The sequence below is a fragment of the Pseudomonas sp. K5002 genome (genome assembly GCF_013386655.1).
Taxonomy (GTDB): Bacteria; Pseudomonadota; Gammaproteobacteria; order Pseudomonadales; family Pseudomonadaceae; genus Aquipseudomonas.
Genome location: NZ_JACARK010000816.1, coordinates 1 through 1,235, shown reverse-complemented (window position 1 = coordinate 1,235; position 1,235 = coordinate 1). Strand labels below are relative to the sequence as shown.

1 protein-coding gene and 1 pseudogene are annotated in these 1,235 nt (G+C 62.6%); both read left to right on the top strand.

Translation table 11 applies throughout. The annotated features are described in order from the left end of the window. A partial coding sequence (locus HX846_RS29120; RefSeq protein ID WP_178966663.1) for an FAD binding domain-containing protein occupies nt 1-868 on the top strand: 868 nt, incomplete at its 5' end. Next, nucleotides 861-1,235 (top strand): annotated as a pseudogene (locus HX846_RS29115) (xanthine dehydrogenase molybdopterin binding subunit); the annotation flags it as partial. The gene HX846_RS29120 and the pseudogene HX846_RS29115, both read left to right, overlap by 8 nt.

The window sequence follows — 1,235 nt, the reverse complement described above, 5'->3', positions numbered from 1 at the left end:
CGGCGACAAACGCTGCCTGGTGCCGCTGACCGTCGCCGACCTGGCGGACCTTTACGACGCTTACCCACAAGCCCGGCTGCTGGCCGGCGGCACCGACCTGGCGCTGGAAGTCACCCAGTTCCACCGCACGCTGCCGGTGATGATCTACGTCGGCAATATCGAAGAAATGAAGCGCATCGAAAGCTTCGACGACCGCCTGGAAATCGGCGCCGCCACCTCACTCTCCGACTGCTACAGCGCACTCAACAACGAATACCCGGACTTCGGTGAATTGCTCCACCGCTTCGCCTCGTTGCAGATCCGCAACCAGGGCACCCTGGGCGGCAATATCGGCAACGCCTCGCCCATCGGTGACTCGCCGCCACTGCTGATCGCCCTCGGTGCGCAGATCGTGCTGTGCAAGGGCAACACCCGCCGTACCCTGGCGCTGGAAGACTATTTCATCGACTACCGCGTGACTGCCCGCCAGGACAGCGAATTCATCGAGAAGATCATTGTGCCCAAAGGCGTGCCGCTGTTCCGTGCCTACAAGGTTTCCAAGCGCCTGGACGATGACATCTCTGCCGTCTGCGCGGCCTTCAACCTGAAGATGACTAACGGTGTGATCGACGATGCCCGCGTGGCGTTCGGCGGCATGGCCGCCACCCCGAAACGCGCGAAGAACTGCGAAGCCGTACTGAACGGCGCCACCTGGAATTCCGCCACCGTGGAAAAGGCCTGCGCGGCCCTGGCCGAGGATTTCACTCCGCTGTCGGACTTCCGCGCCAGCAAGGAATACCGCCTGCTCAGCGCACAGAACCTGCTGCGCAAATACTTCATCGAACTGCAAACGCCGCACATCGAGACTCGGGTGACCGCTTATGTCTAACCATCACGCCGTGGAAAAATCCCAGGCCGAACTCGCCGAACTGTTTGCCAAGGACCTGACCAGCGGCGTCGGTCGCAGCGTCAAGCACGACAGCGCCGCCAAGCATGTCTCGGGCGAAGCGCAGTACATCGATGACCGCCTGGAATTTCCCAACCAGTTGCACCTCTACGCACGCATGTCGGACCGCGCCCACGCGAAGATCCTTAGCATCGACACCGCGCCCTGCTACGCCTTTGAAGGCGTGCGCATCGTCATCACCCACGAAGACGTGCCGGGTCTGAAAGACATCGGCCCGTTGATGCCCGGCGACCCGTTGCTGGCCATCGACACCGTGCAGTTCGTCGGCCAGGTGGTGCTGGCCGTCGCC